We start from the raw sequence: 15,851 nt of genomic DNA, 5'->3' as shown, positions 1-15,851 counted from the left end.
CGGATCAGAGTCCCGAAGCGGGGTCGCCGAAGGTCGACGTGTACAGGGTGGCCGCCGCGACGCGCGGTGCGGTGCGCTCCCCGCCCGCGAACCCGAGCGCCTGGAAGACGCGCTCCACGCTCTTCTCGACGGCTCGCACGGTGACGTTGCGCCGGCGGGCGATCTCCGCGTTGGACAGGCCTGCGGCGAGCAGCCGCGTCGTCTCGAGCTGGGCGGCGGTCAGGCGCAGCAGACGCGAGCGCGCATCCGTGCCCGGCTGCTCCCGCCGGACGGGACGGTCGGCCAGGACCGCCTCGGCCGCATCCACCAGCTCCTCCACCGACTCCACCGCGGCCTTGTTGACGAAGGAGGCGTCCGCGACCGTGCTGCGCTCCTGGGCGGCGGCGGCCTCGCGCGACAGGTTGCTGAGGAACATCACAGCGACGTGCGGCGACCGCGCCCGCAGGATGGTGGCGAGTTCCACGCCGTTCGGCCGGCTGCCCAGGTCGATGTCCGTCACCAGGAGATCCGGGTCGAACGTGCCGGCGAGCGCGAGCGCGTCGGGGGCCGTCGCTGCGCCTGCCGCCTCGAAGCCTCGCTGGCCGAATGCGTCGACGACGAGGGAGCGCATGAGGGCGTGGTCCTCCACCACGAGCACCCGCCGCCGCCATGTGTCCACCGTCACCCGCACAGGATAACGCGGGTGAGGCTCCCGTCCGGACCGTTCGCCGACCCCCGTTGTGGTCGGCCGGGAGCCGCGGAATCCGTTCCGTAGACTGGCTCCGAAGACCCGACGACACGGAGGATGCGCATGGGATCGAGGTGGGCACGCGTCGGACGCGGGATGCTCGCCTCCGGTGCCGCGATCTTCGTCGCCGCGCTGTTCCACGTCGCAGGAGGCGGAGCGGCGCCCGGTCTCGTGCCCGTCGCTCTCAGCCTGGCCTTCGCGACCCTCGCCTCCGTAGCGCTCACCACACGCCGCCTCTCCCTGTGGCGGCTGACCGTCGCCGTCGGGCTCAGCCAGTTCCTGTTCCACGCGCTCTTCTCCCTCGGCGGCGGAGGGGTGCGGTTCACCGCGCCCGACGGGATGGCGCACCTCCACCTTGGCGCGCACCTCACGATGTCCGCCGGGACGATGAGTGCCGGTGCCATGCCCGCGGCGCACGGGTCCCAACTCACCCCGTCGATGTGGCTCACTCACGCGAGCGCCGTGCTGGTGACGGTGGTCGCCCTCCGCTTCGGCGAGCAGGCGTTCTGGGGCCTCTTCCGGACGGCGCGCGTGCGCATCGCCCGGACGGCCGAACGACTCGTCGTGGTGCCGGTCCCCGTCTCCGCGGCCGTCGTCGCGCCGACGGTCGTCGCGCCCGCCCGGCTGCGCGACCTCGGCCTCCCGCTCGCCCGGCTGCGCCACCGCGGTCCTCCCGCGATCGCCGGCGCGTTCTGACGGCAGCCCGGGGTCCCCGGCTCGCCGCGTGACGCGCGCACGCGTTCATCGACGATCCGATCGCAAGGAAGACCCCATGAAGAAGTCCACGTTCGCCGCGTCCGTCGCGGCGGCATCCACCGCCCTCCTGCTCCTGGCCTCACCGCTCGCGGCGAGCGCCCACGTCCACGTCGACCCCGACCAGGCGTCGCCCGGCAGCTACACGAACCTGACCTTCAAAGTTCCGACCGAGTCCGCGACAGCGGGGACGGTCAAGCTCGTCGTCGACCTGCCGACGAAGACGCCGTTCACCTCGGTCAGCTACCTGCCGCTCGCCGGCTGGACCACCACGGTCGACACCGAAAAGCTGGCGAAGCCCGTGAAGACGGACGACGGCACGATCACCGAGGCGCCCATCCGGATCACCTGGACGGCCGACAGCGGCGTGCAGATCGCGCCGGGGCAGTTCCAGCAGTTCACCGTGTCGGCGGGCGCCGTCCCGAAGACCGGCTCCATCGAGCTGCCGACCCACCAGTACTACTCCGACGGGACGGTCGTGGACTGGGACCAGCCGACGCCCGCGTCGGGTGACGAGCCCGAGCATCCCGCCCCCACCCTCTACATCGAGGACGCGGCGCCGGCCGAGGACGGCTCGCCGACGCTGGTCGCGACCCCGGCGCCGGTCCCCTCCGCGGCGACCAGCACCACCGCGACCGTCGTGTCCATCGCGGTGGGAGTGGGCGGTCTGGCGCTCGGCGCGATCGCCCTGGTCGTGGCCGTGTTCGCCCTCACCCGGGTGGGACGCCGGGGCGAGCGTAAGGTGCAGGGATGACGAACAGGCTGCTCGCCGCGACGGCCGGCCTCGTCGCCGCCGTCGCCCTGGCCCTCGCCCCGGTGGCCGCCGCGGACGCGCACGACTACCTCGTGAGCAGCGACCCCGCGGCGGATGCGACGGTCACCGCTCCGCTCTCCGCGATGACGCTCACGTTCAACGACCGCGTGCTCGACCTCTCGGGGAAGGGCTCCACGAACCTGCTCACAGTGACGGGTCCGGACTCCGGAACCCGGCACTTCGAGACCGGATGCGCGACCGTGGCCGACACTGCCCTGACCGCCCCCGTCGCCCTCGGCGGCGCCGGACGGTACACGGTCACCTACCAGATCGTGTCTGCGGATGGTCACACGGTCTCGTCGTCGTACGCCTTCACCTACCAGCCGCCGGCGGGAGCCACCGCAGCGGCGGGCTCGGAAGGCAGCCCGTGCGGCGCGACCGGCTCGACGGAGGCGGGGTCGTCGCCGGGCGCGGGCGGCAGCAGCGCCGGCGCCACCCCGCCCGCCACGGCAGCCGCATCCACGGCCCAGCCGACGACCCCGGCCTCCACCGGGACCGACCTGGGCCTCGTCATCGGGATCGCCATCGGCATCGTCGTGCTCGCCGTGATCGGCGTGGCGATCGTGCTGCTGACATCGCGACGCAGGCCGCCGGCGGCGCCCGGTGCCCCGGAGGATCCCGCGGGCACCGACTGAGCAGTGCGAGGAGGGGGCTTTCCGGCCCGGGATCGCAGGCGTAGCGTTCGCGCATGGCCAGACAGACCAGCGACCAGCAGACCGACGACTTCCCGGACATCGTGCCCGAGGAGCAGATGGATCCGGACATCGTCCCCTCCCCGCAGCCGACACCCGACTCGGTGGACGACGGCGACGAGGAGGACGGCCGCCTCTAAGCGGTCGGGTCCTCCCCTTCGCCGTGTTCCGGCAGCTGTCCCTCCTCGGCGTCATGCGCCGTGAGATCGGCACTCGTGTACTGACGCTCGCCCGGCGCGAGGTCCTCGCGCTCGTCGTCGCCGTTCGCCCGGGGGTCCGACATGGTGGCTCCTTCCATCGGAATGCTGTGCGGCTTCGGACGGTAGTCGCGCCTCTCGCGGTGCGATAGGGGCGGACGGATAGCGGATGCCCACCGCGGGTTGAGGTCCCGTCCAGTCTTCTGGGGCAGGGTGGGGCCGTGGAGATCGTGGTGGACGTCGTGCTCGTGGTGCTCGCCGTCCTCGCGATCGCGGCGGGCTGGACGAAGGGCGCCATCCGCGCCGCCGGGACGCTCGTCGGTCTGGGCCTCGGGCTCTGGCTGGGGCTCACGATCGCGCCGATCGTGGTCGACTGGTTCGCGTCCGCCGGTTTCGGCGGGGTGACCCAGCGCTCGGTGGTCGCCGCCGTGGTCATCCTGGTCTGCGCCGGGATCGTCTACGCCATCGCCGGTGCCCTCGCCTCCCTCATCGGCAAGGTGCTGCGCCACGGGCCGATCCGCTGGCTCGACTCGCTGGTCGGCGCGGTCCTCGGGCTCGCGACCTGGGCGGTCGTGGTCTGGCTCCTGGCCGGATTCGCGATGGCCACGAGCCTCGCCACCGTGGTCCAGGCGGCCAACTCCTCGAGCGTGGTGGCGACCCTCAACCGGATGGCGCCGCTCCCCTCGTCCACCGTGCTGGGCGCCGTCGACGACGCGCTCGCCGGAGCCGGCCTGCCGAAGGTCTTCGAGGGCGGGGAGACGATCCGCGCGGTCCCCGAGCCGGACGGATCCGTCCCCGCCGCCGTGTCGGGCGCCGAGCAGTCGGTCGTCACGGTGCTCGCCTCGAAGCCCGCGTGCGGGCTCGACTCCGAGGGCAGCGGCTGGGTGGTGCAGCGGGGCCGGGTGGTCACCAACGCGCACGTCGTCGCGGGAGCCTCGTCCGTGGTGGTCCGGCAGTCCGGCAGCAGCGCCGTCGAGCGGGCGACGCTCGTCGCCTTCGACCCGTCGCGCGACCTCGCGGTGCTCGACGTCACCGACCTCGGCGCGCCCGCGCTCGACATCGGCCCCGACCTGGCCGCGGGGGCGCCGGCGTACGCCCTCGGCTACCCGGGCGACGGTCCGTTCACCGTGTCACCGCAGCGCGTGCGCGACCGGGTCACCGCCCGGGGAACGGACATCTACCAGAGCGGAAGCGTCGACCGCGACATCTACTCGCTCCGCGGCTCCGTGCGGCCGGGGAACTCGGGCGGACCGCTGCTCGACGCCAATGGCGACGTCGCCGGCGTGGTCTTCGCGCGGAGCGCGACGGACCCCGACACCGGGTACGCGCTCACCCTCGCCGAACTGCGGCCCGTGCTGTCGTCGGTCGGCAGCGCTCCGATCAGCTCCGGCGCCTGCTCCGCCGGCTGAGCGCCTCGCGAGACGCCTCCGGTCATGGTTTGCTGGAGGCCATGAAGGCAGTGACCTACTCCGCCACCGGCGGCTCCGACGTCCTCACCCTCGGCGAGCGCGAGGAGCCGCATCCCGGTCCCGGCGAAGTGCGCGTGCGCATCCACGTCTCGGGGGTCAACCCCACCGACTGGAAGGCCCGGCGCGGCAGCGGCCCGGCGGAACTCCCCCGCCCCCAGGTGCCGAACCAAGACGGCGCCGGCGTCGTCGACGCGGTCGGTGAGGGCGTGACCGGGTTCGCGCCCGGCGACCGCGTCTGGGTGTGGGATGCGGCGTACCAGCGCCCCGACGGCACAGCCCAGGAGCTCACGGTCGTGCCGGAGCGGCAGACAGTCGCGCTGCCGGACGACGTGAGCTTCGACGAGGGCGCGTCCTTCGGCATCCCCGCACTGACGGCGCATCGCGCTCTGACCTCGTACGAGCAGGCGCCGACGGAGCTGGCCCCCGGATCGCTGGAGGGGCGCACGGTCCTCGTCGCGGGCGGCGCCGGCGCCGTGGGGCACGCCGCCATCCAGCTCGCCGTCTGGGCGGGCGCGACCGTGATCGCGACGGTCAGCAGCCACGAGAAGGCCGAGCTCGCGCGGGCCGCGGGAGCCCACCACGTCGTCAACTACACCGACCCGGACACCGCGAAGGCGATCGGCGCGCTGGCGCCGCGCGGCGTCGACATCATCGTCGACGTGAACGTGATCGCCAACGCCGAGCTCGACGTGAAGGTCGCCGGAGCGAACGCTACGATCGCGAGCTACGCGGACGCACCCGGCGCCGACTCGGTCACGATCCCCGTGCGCCCGAGCATGTCGAAGAACCTGCGCTGGCAGTTCGTCCTCACCTACACGGTCGCTCCGGAGGCCAAGGAGGCCGCCGTGCGCGCGGTGGCCGCCGCAGCCGCCGACGGCGCCCTCCGGGTGGGAGAAGAGGACGGCCTCCCGATCACCCGCTTCCCGCTCGCCGAGACGGCGGCCGCCCACGACGCGGTCGAGGACGGCGTCGTGGGCAAGGTGCTCATCGACGTGATCTGAGCGCCTGCACCACCAGCGCGACGACCGCGGCGACCGCGATCGCGGCGGAGTACCCGAGCGCCGTCGGCAGCAGCCCGATCGCGACGATGAGCTCCCCGGCGACGAGCGCGGGCACGCCGTAGGCGAGGTAGCTGACCAGGAAGATCCCGGCGAAGAGCTCCGCGCGCTGATCGTTCGGAGCGAGCGGCGCCAGGATGCGCAGCATGGCCGAGAAGCCGGCGCCGAAGCCGCCTCCCGCCACGGTCGCCCCCACGAACAGCAGCGGCAGGATGGCCGCCGCGATCCCGACCGCGGCGATCAGCACGCCGACCAGGATCGCCGCCATCGCCCACACCACCGTCCGCCGCGCAGGCGCACGGGTCAGCAGCAGGCCGGCCGTCGCGCCGACAGCCGGCGGCACCGCGACGATGGCTCCGTTGAGCAGTCCGCTGTCGAGGTGGAACACCCCGTGCAGGATGGACGGCGACAGTCCGATGAAGAGGCCCGCGAGCATCCACGTCGCCAGGAACAGCGGGATGGCGCCGGCGAACTCCGAGCGGGCAGCGCGCGGGATCAGCAGCCGCGGGATCAGCGACCGCACGGCCCCCGGCCGGCGCTGCACCGTCTCGGGCGACGCCGCGATCACCAGGATGCCGGCGGCGAACAGCAGCGCGAGCACGACGAACACGAGGGTCGTCGGCTGCGGGACGAACTGCACCGCGAGGCCGGTCAGGAAGGCGCCGATGGCGATCCCTCCGACGGGCGCGGTGCTGCCGATCGTGGCGCCGAGCTTCTTCTGCCGCTCGGGCGCGAGCTCCACCAGCGCGGCCGTGAACGTGCTCATGGCCGCGCCCGTCGCGACGCCCTGCACCGCTCGGGCTCCGATGATCCATCCGATGTCAGGTGCGAAGAGGAAGACCAGCATCGCAACGACCTGCAGCGCGAGCGCCCCGATCAGCACGGGGCGCCGGCCGATGTGGTCGGAGAGCGACCCGGCGATCAGCAGGGTGATGAGCAGGGTGACCGCGTAGATGGCGAAGGCGACCGTCAGGAGCCACGGCTGGAAACCCCACTCCTGCTGGTAGAGCACGAACAGCGGGCTGGGCGCACCCACCGCGAGAGCCACGGCCACGAAGGCCAGGGCCGCGCCCGCGAACGCGGCGGCCGGGCGGAGCCGGAAGGAGGAGACGCGGCGGGACGGGCGCAGGGGACGCGCGGCCAGGATCCCTCCGGTCGGGCAAGGCTCTTGCGCTGTGGTCATGGTCGGCTCCTTAAAGCAAAATTGATTGCTTTTAGCGACTATAGGGAGGGTTGTGGTAAAAAGCAACAGGATTTGCTTTAAGCTATTCCCATGGAAAACACGACCACACCGTCGAAGCGGACGGGCGGACGCAGTGCCGCGGTCATCCACAACGTGCGGACCGCTGTCGAAGAGCTCGTCGAAGAGAAGGGCCAGGACAGGGTCACCGTCCCGATGATCGCCGAGCGCGCCGGCGTCAACCCGACCAGCATCTACCGCCGCTGGGGCGACCTCCCGACCCTGATCAACGACATCGCCACCTACCAGCTCGACCCCTCGCGCCCGCTGCCCGAGCGCGGCGACCTGCGCGCCGACCTCACCGAGTGGGCCCGTGAGCTGGGGGAGCACTACCGCAACCCGGTCAACGCGGCCCTGCTGCGGGGCGGAGCCTCCGCGGCCGGCGAGCGCCAGTCCAACTGCCTCCGCAACCGCCGCATCGAGGCCAACCTCCTCCTCGAGCGGTACCCGGATGCCTCGATCACGGACGACGACATCCTCGACACCGTCGTCGCCCCGATCGTCTACCGCGTGATCTTCCTGCCCTGGACGCTGGAGGACACCACCGCCGAACACCTGGTGGCCCGCCTCTTCCACTGACGCGTCTTTCACCGACGCGGCCGGAAGGCGCTAGGGTCGGGAGGCGATGCGCCAGGAACGGACCAGCGAGGAACGCGCCGCGGCCCGCTCCGGCTGGGCCGTCGGCATCGCGACGGCTCTGTACGGGATCTCGTTCGGAGCCCTCGCCACAGCCTCCGGCCTGGACGTCTGGCAGGCCTGCGTTCTGAGCCTGGTCATGTTCAGCGGCGGCTCGCAGTTCGCGCTGATCGGCATCCTCGCCTCCGGCGGCGCTGCGGCCGGTGGGACCGCCATCGCCAGCGCCGCACTGCTGGGCGTGCGCAACTCCTTCTACGCGCTGCGGCTCTCGCGGATCATCGGCCCCGGCTTCTGGCGCCGCACCGCCGCCACCCAGCTGACGATCGACGAGTCCACCGCCGTCGCCACCGCGCAGACGCAGCCGCGCGCCCAGCGGATCGGCTTCTGGGTCACCGGCCTGGTCGTCTACGTCGGCTGGAACATCATGACCCTCGCCGGCGCGCTGCTCGGCGACCTCATCGGCGACGTCAAGGCCTACGGGTTGGATGCGGCCGCCGCGGCCGCCTTCCTCGGGCTGCTGTGGCCGCGCCTCAAAGCGCGCCAGACACAGGCGGTCGCGGTGGCGGGCGGTTTCGTCGCCACCCTGCTGACCCCGTTCCTCACGCCCGGGCTTCCGGTGCTTGCGGCCGCCGTGGTGGCGATCGTGCTCGGCGTGCTGAACCTGTTCGGCACCCGAGACGATCCGCCGCATCCCGAGGCCATCCCGATGGAGCGGGAGGTGGAGCCGTGACCACGTGGCACGTCATCCTGCTCGGGTCGATCGCCGTGCTGGCCCTCAAGGCCGTCGGCTGGCTGGTGCCGCCCAAGGCCCTGGACCACCCGACGGTGGCGCGCGTCAGCGACCTGCTGACCGCGGCCCTGCTCGCCGCGCTGATCTGCGTGCAGACGCTCGGCGCGGGCCAGTCCCTGCAACTGGATGCGCGCCTCCCCGCCGTCGCGATCGCCGCCGGCCTCTACGCCCTCCGCGTCCCGTTCATCGTGGTCGTGCCCGCGGCGGCCGTCGTCGCGGCCCTCATCCGCCTCTTCACCTGAACGGCGGCAGCCGTCGCCATGGCGACGGCCACAAGGATGTCCGCTATTCGACCACCAGGACACAACAGGTTGCGCACCCTCCCGCGCCCACGTAGCATCGATCCCGGTAGCTAGGGATGGAATAGTTCCCCGAGCGCCGATTCGAGAAACCCACGCTTCAGGCGTGGGTTTCTGCGTTGCAGGACATAATCGAGCGGTGCTGCTCGCCTACATCGATGAGATCGGGGAACCCGGCGCCTTCGTCGATAGGTCGCACGACCGTTTCAATACGAGCCCGGCGTTCGGTTACGCCGGATTCGTGGTTCCCGAGGCGGGCGCGCGACACTTCGGGAGCATCTTCAACGAAGCCAAATGCGCGCTGTTCGCTTCAGAGATGGCGGCCGCGCCTCATCCCGCGAGGTGGGAGAAGAAGGGCGCGAGTCTGCTTCGCCCGGACACCCCCAGACGGTTTCCGCAGCACCTTCGCGTCCTGGACAGTCTTGTCCGCAAACTCCGCGGCATGAACGGATCCCTCTTCTATTACGCAGACGAGAAACCACTGGGGACCCCCAAGCAGACGGGTCTCGTCGTCACAGACCGAGAGACGGCCGCGATGCGTGAGGCACTCAACCGGATCGCCCGGCATGCAGACTCGCGTGCCTCGAATGTCATGGTGATGATCGACCAGATCAACGAGAAGACCCGAGCGGAGCGCCTACCCGCGATGTATGGACATATCCTCGGCCGTGGCGGCGACTTCCCAGAGATGCGACGGATCATCGAACCGCCCATGCATGTGGACAGCGTGCTGAGCTCGAACATCCAATTCGCGGACTGGGTGGCCGCCTGCGCAGGACGGGCCATCGACTATCAGCTGATCAAAGGATCGCCGTACCAATGGGTTACCGATCGGCGATCTTTGCCGGCGCTGCGTGGCGCATTCACCCACGAGTCCAAACTCCACCTGTGGCGACGAGCCGTTCCTGACCTCAATCACTCTGAGATCCTCCGGCCCGAGCGGACGGTGCACCCGCGCCCGGCGGGCAGCCTCATCGCCGACGGTGTGGATCCAGCGATCTTGCGGAAGATTCGGGCGGCAGCGGAGCGAGTGCACAGCAGGGACGCCACCGATCGAAGTGACCTGCCTCAGTCGTAGCCGAGGATGATGACGTCGTCGTCCAGGCGATGGTCGGCGTCGGCGGCAGTGCACGGGGTCATGCTCGGGATGCTAGGCGAGCGGCGGTGCCCGGCGGATGTACATGACGTCGATCGGACGGAGCGCTTCCGACGGCCTGTACATCGCCGGGCCGTCGGCGGCGCAGCCGTGTCGGCGGCTCCGCATACCGTGACGCCGTGAGCGCATCCTGGCACCCGGTGGCGAATGCGCAGCCCACCGAGTGGCTGATGCGCCAGAGCTCGACGGGCACGCCGTACGGGGTGATCCGGCGATTCGCCTTCGGCGACCCGAACCGGCCGGACATCTGGTTCCGGGTGGTCACCTGGGCGCCGACCTCCGAGGGCAGGGAGCTGATCGGCTGGTGCCGCACGCTGGAGGCCGCGGCCGCGGCTGCCTGGGACCATCGCTGCGCGGCCGAGTCGTGGCGCCACCACCTCGCCGCACGCCGCACCGATGCCGGCACGATGGCGGCCCGTCGCCCGCCCGCCGCCGAGCTGGTGCGGTTCTACCGGGCGTCGCTGCGAGCGAAGAGAGGAGCGGGCACGGACCGCGAATCCGTGCTGGCCCGGATGCCGCAGCCCGCCGGCCGCCCCTAGCCTGGTGCTGTCTCGGCCAGGGGGAACCGATCCTGTCGGGGGACGGATCGGGAAAGGGCCCGGAGCGCTCAGCGCTCCGGGCCCTTTCATGTGCACAGGATGTGCGGGACCGACTTACTTGGTCAGCGGCTCCAGGGTCGGGTCGTTGGCGTACGCCTCGGCCGCGTTCTCCTTGGTGACGATGACCGGCTTCAGCAGGAAGGCCGGGACGACCTTCTTGCCGTTGTCGTACGACTTGTCGTCGTTGATCTCCGGCTTCTTGCCCTGCTGCAGGTCCTTCACCATGGTGATGGCCTGCTTGACCAGGTTGCGGGTGTCCTTGTTGATGGTCGAGTACTGCTCGCCCGCCATGATGGACTTGACCGACTCGGCCTCCGAGTCCTGACCGGTGACGATCGGGACCGGCTTGCCGGCGCCCTTCACCGAGGTGATGATGGCGCGGGCCAGGGTGTCGTTCGGCGACAGGACGCCGTCGAGCTCGGTCGAGCCGTAGTTCGCGGCCAGCAGGGTGTCCATGCGGGTCTGCGCGTTCGCCGGCAGCCAGCCCTGGGTGGAGGTCTGCTTGATCTCGGTCTGACCCGAGACGACCTTCAGCGTGCCGTCCTTGATCTTCGGCTCGAGCACCTTCATGGCGCCGTTGAAGAAGACCGCGGAGTTGGCATCGTCAGGCGAACCGGAGAAGAGCTCGATGTTGAAGTTCTTTTTGCCCGGGTACTTCTTCGCCATGCCGTCGAGCAGGGCCTGGCCCTGCAGCTCGCCGACCTTCTCGTTGTCGTACGCGACGTAGTAGTCGACGTCGTTCGTGTTGAGGATGAGGCGGTCGTACGCGATGACGGTCGCGCCGGCGTCGTGCGCGGCCTTGGCCTGCGCGGCGAGCTGGCCACCGTCGACGGCGCCGATGATGACGACCTTCGCACCGTTGGTGATCATCGACTGGATCTGCGACTGCTGGTCGGAGACGCCCGAGCCACCGGCGTACTGGACGTCGCCCTTGAAGCCGGCCTCCTTCAGGCCGTCCTCGAAGAGGCCACCGGCGAGAACCCAGTTCTCCGACGTCTTGGTCGGGAGGGCGACGCCGATGGTGGCGCCCTTGTCGAAGCCGGACGCGGACGAGCCGTCGCCGGAACCGCTGCGGGCTCCGCCGGAGCAGCCCGTCAGGGCGAGCGCGGCGGCAGCTGCGACGGCCACTGTCGCGAGTGCGATTTTGCGCATTGCTATCTACTTTCTCTGTGTGTTGGGGGTGTTGCAGGGTGGGAAAACGGAAATCGTTACTTGGTGAGAGACCGCGAAGTGTCCTCGGCCTGGTCGCCCGTCGGCACGACGGCCGGCTGCTCCTGGGCCGCGGCGTCGATGCGCTGCGTGCGGTCGCGGTTGAACATCCTGCCGATCAAGGACGGGCCGCCGCGACGCTTCGAGTAGACGTCGATGCCGACCGCGATGAGCAGGACCAGGCCCTTGATGATCTGCACCTTGTCACTGGTGACACCCAGCAGCTGCAGACCGTTGTTCAGGACCGCGATGACCAGACCACCGATGATGGAGCCGGCGACGGTACCGATACCGCCGGAGACCGCGGCGCCACCGATGAAGACTGCGGCGATCGCGTCGAGCTCCCAGCCGAGACCGTCCTGGGGACCGGAGGACACGGAGCGGGCGACGGCGATCATGCCGGCCAGCGCGGCGAGCACCGACATGTTCATCATCACGAAGAAGTTGATGCGGCGGATCTTCACACCGGAGAGCTCAGCAGCGTGCCAGTTGCCGCCGACCGCGTAGATGTGACGACCGAAGATCGTGTTCCGGGTGATGAACGAGTACAGGATGATCAGCACGCCGAGGATGACACCGGCGACCGGGAACGAGGTGCCGACACGGCCGCTGCCGAACAGCACCGCCGCGTACACGACGACCGCGTCCAGGATGACGACCTTGAACACGCTCACCCAGAGGGGCGCCTTCTCGGAGCCCATCTTGGTCTGCTTGCGGCGGGTGCGGACCTCTGCCAGCGCGATGACGACGGCGATGATCAGGCCGAGCAGCAGGGTGGAGTTGTTGAAGCCGGTGTTCGGGCCCCACTCGGGGAGGAAGCCGCCGCCGATGTAGGTGAAGCCGTCCGGCACCGGGATGGTGTTCGCGTTTCCGATCAGCTGGTTCAGGCCGCGGAAGATGAGCATGCCGGCGAGGGTAACGATGAAGGCGGGGACGCCGACGTAGGCGACCCACCAGCCCTGCCAGGCGCCGATGACGACGCCGACGAGCAGGCCGAGCACGATCGCGAGCGGCCACGGCACGTTCCAGTCGGTCATCGACTTGGCGACGATGATGCCGACCAGGGCCGCGACCGAGCCCACCGACAGGTCGATGTGACCCGCGATGATGACCATGACCATGCCGATGGCCAGGATCAGGACGTAGACGTTCTGATTGACCAGGTTGATCAGGTTCACCGGCTCGAGGGTCTTGCCCCCGGTGAGGATCTCGAACAGCAGGATGATGACGACGAGCGCGCCCAGGATGCCGAACTGGCGGCCGGTCGACTGCCCCCCACCGAACATCATGCCGAGGTCGCGGATGCCTCCGGACTTCTTCTTCTCAGCGGTCTGTGTGGTCATGGTTATCGGGTCACCCTCTTCTTGGCGGAAGTCATGCTTTTCAGGAGAGTCTCGGGGGTCGCTTCCGCGATGGGGAGCTCGTTGGTGATCTGACCCTCGAAGATCGTGTAGATGCGGTCGGAGATTCCGAGCAGCTCGGGGAGCTCGGAGGAGATGACGATGACGCCCTTCCCCTGCGCGGCGAGCTGCTGGATGATCCCGTAGATCTCGAACTTGGCGCCGACGTCGATGCCTCGGGTCGGCTCGTCGAGGATGAGGATGTCCGGGTCTGTGAACATCCACTTGGCCAGGACGACCTTCTGCTGGTTGCCGCCGGAGAGCGTGGAGACGCCGCGGTCGACGTCGGGCGTCCGGATGCGCAGGAGCTTGCGGTACTCGTCGGCGACCGCGTACTCCTGCAGGTCGTCGACGACGCCGCGCTTGGCGATCTTCTTCAGCTTGGCGGCGACGACGGACTGCTTGATGTCGTCGAGGAGGTTGAGGCCGAGCACCTTGCGGTCCTCGCTCACGTAGGCCATGCCGTTGTCGATGGCCTCGGAGACGTTGCGGACCTGGATCTCCTTGCCGTCCTTGTAGATCTCGCCCGAGACCCAGGTGCCGTAGGAGTGGCCGAAGACGCTCATCGCGAGCTCGGTGCGCCCCGCGCCCATGAGGCCGGCGAAGCCGACGATCTCACCGCGGCGGACGTAGAAGCTGGAGTTCTTGACGACCAGACGCTCGGAAACCTGCGGGTGCTGCACGACCCAGTCCTTCACCTCGAAGAACTTCTCGCCGATGTTCGGCGTGCGCTCCGGGAAGCGGCTCTCGAGCGTGCGGCCGACCATCCCGCGGATGATGCGGTCCTCGTCGACGCCGTCCGCCTTGACGTCGAGCGTCTCGATGGCGCGGCCGTCGCGGATGATCGTGATCTGGTCGGCCACCTGCTCGATCTCGTTGAGCTTGTGGCTGATGATGATGGAGCTGATCCCGCGGCCCTTCAGCCCGAGGATCAGGTCGAGGAGGTGCTGCGACTCGGCCTCGTTGAGCGCCGCGGTCGGCTCGTCGAGGATGAGGAGCTTGACGTTCTTGTTGAGCGCCTTGGCGATCTCGACCAGCTGCTGCTTGCCGACGCCGATGTTCTTGATCTGGGTGTCGGGGTCGTCCGTGAGGCCGACGCGGGCGAGCAGCTCGATGGCGCGGGTCTTGGCCTGCTGCCAGTCGATGATGCCGCCGCGGCCCGGCTCGTTGCCGAGGAAGATGTTCTCGGTGATCGAGAGCTCGGGGATGAGCGCGAGCTCCTGGTGGATGATCACGATCCCCTGCTGCTCGCTGGACTTGATGTCCTTGAAGCGCATGACGTCGCCCTGGTAGACGATGTCGCCGGAGTAGGTGCCGTAGGGGTAGACACCCGAAAGCACCTTCATGAGGGTGGACTTGCCCGCGCCGTTCTCGCCGCAGATCGCGTGGATCTCGTCGGCGTGGACGGTGAGGGAGACATCCTCCAGAGCTTTCACACCAGGGAACTCCTTGGTGATCGAGCGCATCTCGAGGATGACTGCGTTCGACGGCATCGTCGCTCCTTGGCTCTGCGTGGAAATGATGTGCCTAAGTAGTAAACGCTATGTTCACACTTGTCGTCAAATAGTGAAGACAACGATGCGATAACGGCTTCACTCGTTGCCCGCGAGCGCTCCCTGGATCACGATCGCGGCCGCTCCGAGCGACTCTGCGCGGTCGCCCAGCGAGGACACCCGGACGCTGGTCGTCCCCGCGATGATCGGGAGCGCGTTGTGCTGGATGCCGTGCCGGATCGGGTCGAGCAGCGCATCCCCCAGCCCCACCAGCGGGCCCCCGATCAGCACGAGCTCCGGGTTGATCACGTTGGCGATGTTGCCGATGGCCCGTCCGATCGCCGTGCCGGCGTCGCTGACCACACGCAGCACCGCCGGGTCCTTGTCCAGCCCGCGCCGGAGGATGTCCGCGGTCGTGACGGCCGCGCCCGTCCCGCGACCCAGGGATTCGAGCATCACGCTGGTGGATGCGACGGTCTCCAGGCAGCCGCGGTTGCCGCAGCGGCAGATCACGCCGTGCTCGGCGACCGGAGTGTGCCCGAGCTCGCCCGTGATCCCGAGGAAGCCGTAGTACGGCTGGCCGTTGAGGATGAGGCCGGCGCCGATCCCGGTGCCGATCTTCACGAAGATGATGTTGCGCTCGCCCCGGTTGGCGCCCCACGTCACCTCGGCGAGCGCACCGAGGTTCGCGTCGTTGTCGACCATGACCGGGAAGCCGAAGACGTCCTCCAGCTCGCGCCGCGTGATCCCGACCCACTCGGGGAGGATGGCGCCCTGCAGGACGGTCCCGGTCCGCCGGTCGATGGGTCCCGGGATGCCGACGCCGACGGCCAGCACCGACTCCCGGTCGTGGCCGCCCTCCACGAGCATCCGGTCGAGCAGGCCGGAGGCCTCCCGCACGGCGCCGAGCACGTCGTACCCGGGCTCGAGGGCCACCTGCTCCTCGGCGATCACGTCGTAGCCGAGGGTCGCCAGCACGATGCGCACGTGCCGCCGGCCGAAGTCCACGCCGACGGCGACGTCGCCGGTGTCCGTCAGCTGCACGAGAAGAGCCCTGCGTCCGCTCGAGGTGACCGGACTGGTCGCGACGACGCCCTTCGCCGCCATGTCCCGGACGATGTTGGACACGGTGGCGGTGGACAGGCCGGTCCCGCGCGCCAGCTCAGCCTGGGTGGACGGTCCGTTGGCCAGGAGGAACTCGACGAGTCGTTCCTGGTTCAGATGCCTCAGTGCGCCCTGCGACCCGGGATTGCGTGCGCCACGTGGGATCAGCCCCGGAGTGGCGGTCATGACGATAAGCGTGAATGATCGAGCGGTTG

Annotated in this window: 18 protein-coding genes; 11 read left to right on the top strand and 7 right to left on the bottom strand. The window is 69.8% G+C overall.

The window, feature by feature from the left end:
• Positions 1–4: 4 nt before the first annotated feature.
• Complete coding sequence (locus J2W45_RS13675) at positions 5–664, bottom strand: response regulator transcription factor (RefSeq protein ID WP_310132815.1); 660 nt, start codon at positions 662–664, stop codon at positions 5–7.
• Between the two features lie 126 nt (positions 665–790).
• Between J2W45_RS13675 and J2W45_RS13670 the strand changes: the two genes are divergently transcribed.
• The 4 genes from J2W45_RS13670 to J2W45_RS13655 all read left to right on the top strand — a co-directional run bounded on the left by J2W45_RS13670 (position 791) and on the right by J2W45_RS13655 (position 3,126).
• Positions 791–1,423 (top strand): hypothetical protein, encoded by a 633-nt coding sequence (locus J2W45_RS13670; RefSeq protein ID WP_310132814.1) that lies wholly within the window; start codon positions 791–793, stop codon positions 1,421–1,423.
• Between the two features lie 76 nt (positions 1,424–1,499).
• Complete coding sequence (locus tag J2W45_RS13665; protein WP_310132812.1) at positions 1,500–2,234, top strand: YcnI family copper-binding membrane protein; 735 nt, start codon at positions 1,500–1,502, stop codon at positions 2,232–2,234.
• Positions 2,231–2,929, top strand: a complete 699-nt coding sequence (locus tag J2W45_RS13660) for a copper resistance CopC family protein (RefSeq protein ID WP_310132810.1) — start codon at positions 2,231–2,233, stop codon at positions 2,927–2,929. Before J2W45_RS13665 ends, J2W45_RS13660 begins: the two co-directional genes overlap by 4 nt.
• Before the next feature lie 53 nt (positions 2,930–2,982).
• Positions 2,983–3,126, top strand: a complete 144-nt coding sequence (locus tag J2W45_RS13655; protein ID WP_310132808.1) for a hypothetical protein — start codon at positions 2,983–2,985, stop codon at positions 3,124–3,126.
• On the opposite strand, the gene J2W45_RS13650 is transcribed toward J2W45_RS13655, so the two are convergent.
• Entirely contained in the window at positions 3,123–3,269 is a 147-nt protein-coding gene (locus J2W45_RS13650) for a hypothetical protein (protein WP_310132806.1), read from the bottom strand. The two genes, J2W45_RS13655 and J2W45_RS13650, sit on opposite strands and share 4 nt — an antisense overlap.
• Positions 3,270–3,404: 135 nt before the next feature.
• Here J2W45_RS13650 and J2W45_RS13645 point away from each other — a divergent pair, with 135 nt between their 5' ends.
• Together J2W45_RS13645 and J2W45_RS13640 are read left to right on the top strand one after the other, a co-directional pair.
• The gene (locus J2W45_RS13645; protein WP_310132805.1) at positions 3,405–4,592 is read left to right on the top strand and encodes a MarP family serine protease; all 1,188 of its coding nucleotides are present in this window, start codon (positions 3,405–3,407) and stop codon (positions 4,590–4,592) included.
• Between the two features lie 41 nt (positions 4,593–4,633).
• Positions 4,634–5,653 (top strand): NADPH:quinone reductase, encoded by a 1,020-nt coding sequence (locus J2W45_RS13640; RefSeq protein WP_310132803.1) that lies wholly within the window; start codon positions 4,634–4,636, stop codon positions 5,651–5,653.
• Here J2W45_RS13640 and J2W45_RS13635 read toward each other — a convergent pair.
• Positions 5,637–6,893, bottom strand: coding sequence for an MFS transporter (locus J2W45_RS13635; protein ID WP_310132800.1), 1,257 nt, complete (start codon positions 6,891–6,893; stop codon positions 5,637–5,639). The genes J2W45_RS13640 and J2W45_RS13635 overlap by 17 nt on opposite strands.
• A gap of 90 nt (positions 6,894–6,983) precedes the next feature.
• Between J2W45_RS13635 and J2W45_RS13630 the strand changes: the two genes are divergently transcribed.
• From J2W45_RS13630 to J2W45_RS13610, 5 genes are all read left to right on the top strand, one after another.
• Positions 6,984–7,529, top strand: coding sequence for a TetR/AcrR family transcriptional regulator (locus J2W45_RS13630; RefSeq protein WP_310132798.1), 546 nt, complete (start codon positions 6,984–6,986; stop codon positions 7,527–7,529).
• A 46-nt stretch (positions 7,530–7,575) separates the two neighbouring features.
• Positions 7,576–8,316 (top strand): AzlC family ABC transporter permease, encoded by a 741-nt coding sequence (locus J2W45_RS13625; RefSeq protein WP_310132795.1) that lies wholly within the window; start codon positions 7,576–7,578, stop codon positions 8,314–8,316.
• Entirely contained in the window at positions 8,313–8,618 is a 306-nt protein-coding gene (locus tag J2W45_RS13620; RefSeq protein WP_310132792.1) for an AzlD domain-containing protein, read from the top strand. The genes J2W45_RS13625 and J2W45_RS13620 overlap by 4 nt, the downstream gene beginning before the upstream one ends.
• Before the next feature lie 196 nt (positions 8,619–8,814).
• Positions 8,815–9,753 (top strand): DUF3800 domain-containing protein, encoded by a 939-nt coding sequence (locus tag J2W45_RS13615; RefSeq protein ID WP_310132790.1) that lies wholly within the window; start codon positions 8,815–8,817, stop codon positions 9,751–9,753.
• 197 nt (positions 9,754–9,950) lie between these two features.
• Positions 9,951–10,370 (top strand): hypothetical protein, encoded by a 420-nt coding sequence (locus J2W45_RS13610; protein WP_310132788.1) that lies wholly within the window; start codon positions 9,951–9,953, stop codon positions 10,368–10,370.
• Positions 10,371–10,484: 114 nt separating this feature from the next.
• Here J2W45_RS13610 and J2W45_RS13605 read toward each other — a convergent pair whose 3' ends face one another.
• The 4 genes from J2W45_RS13605 to J2W45_RS13590 form a co-directional block, all read right to left on the bottom strand.
• Positions 10,485–11,582, bottom strand: a complete 1,098-nt coding sequence (locus J2W45_RS13605; protein ID WP_310132786.1) for a substrate-binding domain-containing protein — start codon at positions 11,580–11,582, stop codon at positions 10,485–10,487.
• Positions 11,583–11,638: 56 nt separating this feature from the next.
• Complete coding sequence (mmsB, locus tag J2W45_RS13600; protein WP_310132782.1) at positions 11,639–12,982, bottom strand: multiple monosaccharide ABC transporter permease; 1,344 nt, start codon at positions 12,980–12,982, stop codon at positions 11,639–11,641.
• A gap of 2 nt (positions 12,983–12,984) precedes the next feature.
• Complete coding sequence (gene mmsA / locus J2W45_RS13595; protein ID WP_310132781.1) at positions 12,985–14,532, bottom strand: multiple monosaccharide ABC transporter ATP-binding protein; 1,548 nt, start codon at positions 14,530–14,532, stop codon at positions 12,985–12,987.
• Between the two features lie 99 nt (positions 14,533–14,631).
• Entirely contained in the window at positions 14,632–15,822 is a 1,191-nt protein-coding gene (locus tag J2W45_RS13590; RefSeq protein ID WP_310132780.1) for an ROK family transcriptional regulator, read from the bottom strand.
• Positions 15,823–15,851: the final 29 nt, after the last annotated feature.

The organism is Leifsonia shinshuensis, assembly GCF_031456835.1.
Classification (GTDB): domain Bacteria; phylum Actinomycetota; class Actinomycetes; order Actinomycetales; family Microbacteriaceae; genus Leifsonia; species Leifsonia shinshuensis_C.
This window is presented reverse-complemented; position numbering and strand designations above follow the sequence as displayed.

Bases quoted from the DNA above. Each gene is read 5' to 3' on its own strand.
- J2W45_RS13670 (WP_310132814.1), top strand. From the start codon at position 791: ATGGGATCGAGGTGGGCACGCGTCGGACGCGGGATGCTCGCCTCCGGT.
- J2W45_RS13665 (WP_310132812.1), top strand. From the start codon at position 1,500: ATGAAGAAGTCCACGTTCGCCGCGTCCGTCGCGGCGGCATCCACCGCC.
- J2W45_RS13660 (WP_310132810.1), top strand. From the start codon at position 2,231: ATGACGAACAGGCTGCTCGCCGCGACGGCCGGCCTCGTCGCCGCCGTC.
- J2W45_RS13655 (WP_310132808.1), top strand. From the start codon at position 2,983: ATGGCCAGACAGACCAGCGACCAGCAGACCGACGACTTCCCGGACATC.
- J2W45_RS13650 (WP_310132806.1), bottom strand. From the start codon at position 3,269: ATGTCGGACCCCCGGGCGAACGGCGACGACGAGCGCGAGGACCTCGCG.
- J2W45_RS13640 (WP_310132803.1), top strand. From the start codon at position 4,634: ATGAAGGCAGTGACCTACTCCGCCACCGGCGGCTCCGACGTCCTCACC.
- J2W45_RS13635 (WP_310132800.1), bottom strand. From the start codon at position 6,893: ATGACCACAGCGCAAGAGCCTTGCCCGACCGGAGGGATCCTGGCCGCG.
- J2W45_RS13630 (WP_310132798.1), top strand. From the start codon at position 6,984: ATGGAAAACACGACCACACCGTCGAAGCGGACGGGCGGACGCAGTGCC.
- J2W45_RS13625 (WP_310132795.1), top strand. From the start codon at position 7,576: ATGCGCCAGGAACGGACCAGCGAGGAACGCGCCGCGGCCCGCTCCGGC.
- J2W45_RS13605 (WP_310132786.1), bottom strand. From the start codon at position 11,582: ATGCGCAAAATCGCACTCGCGACAGTGGCCGTCGCAGCTGCCGCCGCG.
- mmsB (WP_310132782.1), bottom strand. From the start codon at position 12,982: ATGACCACACAGACCGCTGAGAAGAAGAAGTCCGGAGGCATCCGCGAC.
- mmsA (WP_310132781.1), bottom strand. From the start codon at position 14,532: ATGCCGTCGAACGCAGTCATCCTCGAGATGCGCTCGATCACCAAGGAG.
- J2W45_RS13590 (WP_310132780.1), bottom strand. From the start codon at position 15,822: ATGACCGCCACTCCGGGGCTGATCCCACGTGGCGCACGCAATCCCGGG.